Source organism: Aeromicrobium sp., from assembly GCF_049586495.1.
Classification (GTDB): Bacteria; Actinomycetota; Actinomycetes; order Propionibacteriales; family Nocardioidaceae; genus Aeromicrobium.
Window position 1 is genome coordinate 1 of the sequence record NZ_JBAVCB010000033.1, and the last position, 3842, is coordinate 3842.

Annotated in this window: 4 protein-coding genes; all 4 read left to right on the plus strand. The window is 67.6% G+C overall.

Features of this window, described 5'->3' with window-relative positions:
* The first annotated feature begins 301 nt into the window (after positions 1–301).
* A complete protein-coding gene (locus WB508_RS01670) occupies positions 302–1123 on the plus strand; it encodes an SCO6745 family protein (protein WP_423843137.1) in 822 nt (273 codons plus the stop codon).
* A gap of 3 nt (positions 1124–1126) precedes the next feature.
* Entirely contained in the window at positions 1127–2065 is a 939-nt protein-coding gene (gene ligD / locus WB508_RS01675; protein WP_423843138.1) for a non-homologous end-joining DNA ligase, read from the plus strand.
* An 80-nt stretch (positions 2066–2145) separates the two neighbouring features.
* The gene (locus WB508_RS01680) at positions 2146–3645 is read left to right on the plus strand and encodes a CoA-acylating methylmalonate-semialdehyde dehydrogenase (RefSeq protein WP_423843139.1); all 1500 of its coding nucleotides are present in this window, start codon (positions 2146–2148) and stop codon (positions 3643–3645) included.
* A gap of 3 nt (positions 3646–3648) precedes the next feature.
* Positions 3649–3842: acyl-CoA dehydrogenase family protein (locus WB508_RS01685; protein ID WP_423843140.1), on the plus strand; the 194-nt coding region annotated here is incomplete at its 3' end.

Consider the following 3842-nt stretch of genomic DNA (forward strand, 5'->3'; position numbering starts at 1 on the left):
GTCGCCCCGCGATCAGCTGGTTACGACCCTGTCGGTCTATGGCGCCGAGGACTCGCAGCTCTCGGGCAGCATCGGCAGCGCGACCGACTCACAAGGCATCCCTCTTGGTGAGTTCTATTCGGGTGCCGATGTCGGGCTGTTGTACACGCCAACGCTGGCATCGGCGACCGGGAAGCCACCGCTCGCACCATCAGCGCGACCCCTGCTCTGGTCGCGATCGCGCGGGCCGTCCAGGCTTCTGGCGCCGTGCCCTACCCGAATCCGACCGGCGTACCTCAGCCGTGATGGTTGACTGGTGCCCATGAGCCTGCGTCGTTCGTTCTGGCGGTCCGTCGAGACCATCCACCACGTCGTCTACTTCGCCCCGGACGTCAAGGCGCGGTACGAAGCACTCGGCCTGAAGGGCTACTGGATGGGTTACTTCGCCTCGCGCGCGGCGCCGTTGGGTATGCCCGGGCCAGAGGTGGTGACCGCGACGTTCCACGGTTTCGCGCCGGCGCTGGTGCATCGCGCCATCCCGACCGCGTGGGATCTGGCCGATCGTGACGAGATTCTCGCGACGCGCCTGCAGCACGGGCGCGACGTGATCCGCCCGGGTGTCGAGATCGCGGGCATCGATCTCGCACCGGCCGCCAGGGCCCTCGGCGAGGCCTTGCCGACCCTCGATCTCACGGTGCGCCCGCTCGCCGCGGGCAACGTCGGACTGCCCCGTCCGACCGATGATCTCGGCCTGGTGTGGCACGGCGCGACCACGTTGCGCGAATACCGCGGCGACTCTCACCTCGCCGTGCTGGCCACGCAAGGCCTGCGCGGAGTCGACGCGAACGTGCTGATGGTCGCGGCGGGGCTCACCTTCGCCCAGCAGCAGCAGATGCGCGGCTGGACCGACGACGAGTGGTCAGCAGGCGTCCGACGTCTGCAGCACCGCGGATGGCTGGACGACTCGGGGGCCATCACCGCCGAGGGTGCAGCCGCACGCACCAAGATCGAGGACGACACCGACCGGGTCACCCTGGCCGGCATCCCGGCCGAGACGGTCGAGGCCCTCGCAGCCGTGGCCGATGACCTGATGGCCGTGTCGAAGGGTGTCGTGGCCAGCGGCGCCGAACCGAGTCACGGCTGAGCCATGTCGGCCCGCCGTGATCACGGCGACCCCGTCGAGATCGAGGTCGATGACAAGGTCGTGCGAGTCAGCAGCCCTGAACGGGTGTACTTCCCCGATCACGGATGGACCAAGCTCGATCTGGTCGAGTACTACCTCTCCGTCGGAGACGGCATCGTCAACGCCCTGTTCGAGCGACCCTGCATGCTGCACCGCTTCCCGGACGGTGTCGACGGGGACAAGGTGCACCAGAAGAAGGTGCCGCACGGGGCTCCCCCTTGGCTGGAGACCGTACCGATCCACTTCCCGCGCTACGACCGCATCGTCGACGAGGTCTGCGTCACCGAGCTGGCCGCGGTGATCTGGGCGGTCCAGATGTCGACGGTGGAGTTCCACCCCTGGAACAGCCGCCGCCGCGACGTGGAGAAGCCCGATGAGTGGCGGATCGATCTCGACCCGGGCGACGACTGCGACTTCGCCACGGTGCAACGGGTCGCTGCCGTGGCCCACGAGGTGCTCGACGAGCTGGGCGCCACGGGGTTTCCCAAGACGTCGGGCGGTGCGGGGCTGCACGTCTACGTGCGCATCGAGCCGGACCACGAATTTGCCGACGTGAAGCGTGCGGCGCTCGCCTTCGCCCGGGAGGTCGAACGCCGCACCGGCGACGTGACCACAGCATGGTGGCGCAAGGATCGCGATCCGCACCAGGTGTTCGTGGACTACAACCAGAACGCACGCGACCACACGATCGCGGCGGCCTACTCGGTGCGCGGATTCGCAGACGGACGCGTCTCGACACCGATCACCTGGGATGAGGTCGACGACGTCGACCCGCACGACTTCACGATCGCCACCGTGCCGCCCCGCTTCGCTGAGCTCGGCGACCTCCACGCGGAGATCGACGCCACCCGGTTCGACCTCGCTCCCCTGCTGGCGTGGGCCGCACGCGACGAGATGGCCTGAATCGGCATTGGGGAATACGCCCGCCCTGATGTATTTTGGTGTCCAACTAGTTCATCTGATGCCCAAGTACCGGGAGCGCCATGACCACCGAGCTGACCCACTTCATCGCCGGCAAGCACGTTGCTGGCACGTCAGGCCGATTCGCCGACGTGTTCGACCCCAACACCGGTGGGGTCCAGGCCGCCGTCCCGCTGGCCAGCGTGGAAGAAGTCACAGCCGTCATCGACGATGCCGAACAGGCCCAGCGCGAGTGGGCCGCCTGGAATCCGCAGCGCCGGGCCCGCGTGCTGATGGCATTCCTTCGACTCGTCGAACGGGACATGGACGTGCTGGCCGAGAAGCTGTCCCGCGAGCACGGCAAGACCCTGCCGGACGCTCGCGGCGACGTGCAGCGCGGTGTCGAGGTCGTGGAGTTCGCACTCGGCGCACCGCACCTGCTCAAGGGCGAGTACACGACGTCAGCTGGCACCGGGATCGACGTGTACTCGATGCGTCAACCCCTCGGCGTCGTCGCGGGGATCACCCCGTTCAACTTCCCGGCGATGATTCCGCTGTGGAAGGCCGGCCCGGCTCTCGCGGCGGGCAATGCCTTCGTGCTCAAGCCGTCCGAGCGTGACCCGTCCGTGCCGCTGCACCTGGCCGAGCTGTTCATCGAGGCCGGCATGCCGCCTGGAGTCTTCAATGTCGTCAACGGTGACAAGGTGGCGGTCGACGCTCTGCTCACCGACGACCGCGTCAAGGCGATCGGCTTCGTCGGATCGACGCCCATCGCGCAGTACATCTATGAGACTGCTGCCGCGCAGGGCAAGCGTGCCCAGTGCTTCGGCGGTGCCAAGAACCACATGATCGTCATGCCCGATGCCGACCTCGACGACACGGTCGAGGCTCTCATCGGGGCGGGCTACGGCTCAGCCGGCGAGCGCTGCATGGCGATCTCGGTGGCCGTGCCCGTCGGGCAGGCGACCGCCGACGCCCTCGTCGCCAAGCTCACTGAACGCATCAAGACGTTGACGGTCGGGCCCAGCCTGGAGGCGAGCTCGGACTACGGCCCGCTCGTGACGGCCGAGGCCAAGCAGCGAGTCCTCGACTACATCGGGGCCGGTGTCGACGAAGGCGCCGAGCTCGTGGTCGACGGCCGCGACTTCGTGCTGGAGGGACACGAGGAGGGCTTCTTCATCGGTCCCAGCCTGTTCGACAAGGTCACCACTGACATGCGGATCTACCTGGAGGAGATCTTCGGTCCGGTGCTGGTCATCGCGCGCGCCGACACCTACGAAGAGGCGCTGGCCATGCCGAGCGAGCACGAGTACGGCAACGGGGTCTCGATCTACACCCGCGACGGCGACACCGCGCGTGACTTCACCGCCCGGGTCGAGGTGGGCATGGTCGGGGTCAACGTGCCCATCCCGGTGCCCATCGCGTATCACACGTTCGGCGGCTGGAAGAAGTCTGGATTCGGCGATCTCAACCAGCACGGTCCCGATGCTTTCCGGTTCTACACCAAGACCAAGACCGTCACGTCGCGTTGGCCTTCGGGCACCAAGGACGCCGCCAGCTTCGTCATCCCCACGATGGATTGAGTCATGGAGACCACCGAACGACGCGCCCTCGCGGACGCGGTACGCAAGTTCGCCGAGGCCGAGCTGGAGCCGCACGCGATCGAGTGGGACGAGCAGAAACATTTCCCGGTCGACGTCCTGCGACGCGCTGGCGACCTCGGCCTCGGTGGCATCTGCATCGGTGACGACATCGGCGGCTCGGATCTCGGCCGGGCCGA

Coding starts and splice junctions, on each gene's coding strand:
- WB508_RS01670 (WP_423843137.1), top strand. CDS start 302: ATGAGCCTGCGTCGTTCGTTCTGGCGGTCCGTCGAGACCATCCACCAC.
- ligD (WP_423843138.1), top strand. CDS start 1,127: ATGTCGGCCCGCCGTGATCACGGCGACCCCGTCGAGATCGAGGTCGAT.
- WB508_RS01680 (WP_423843139.1), top strand. CDS start 2,146: ATGACCACCGAGCTGACCCACTTCATCGCCGGCAAGCACGTTGCTGGC.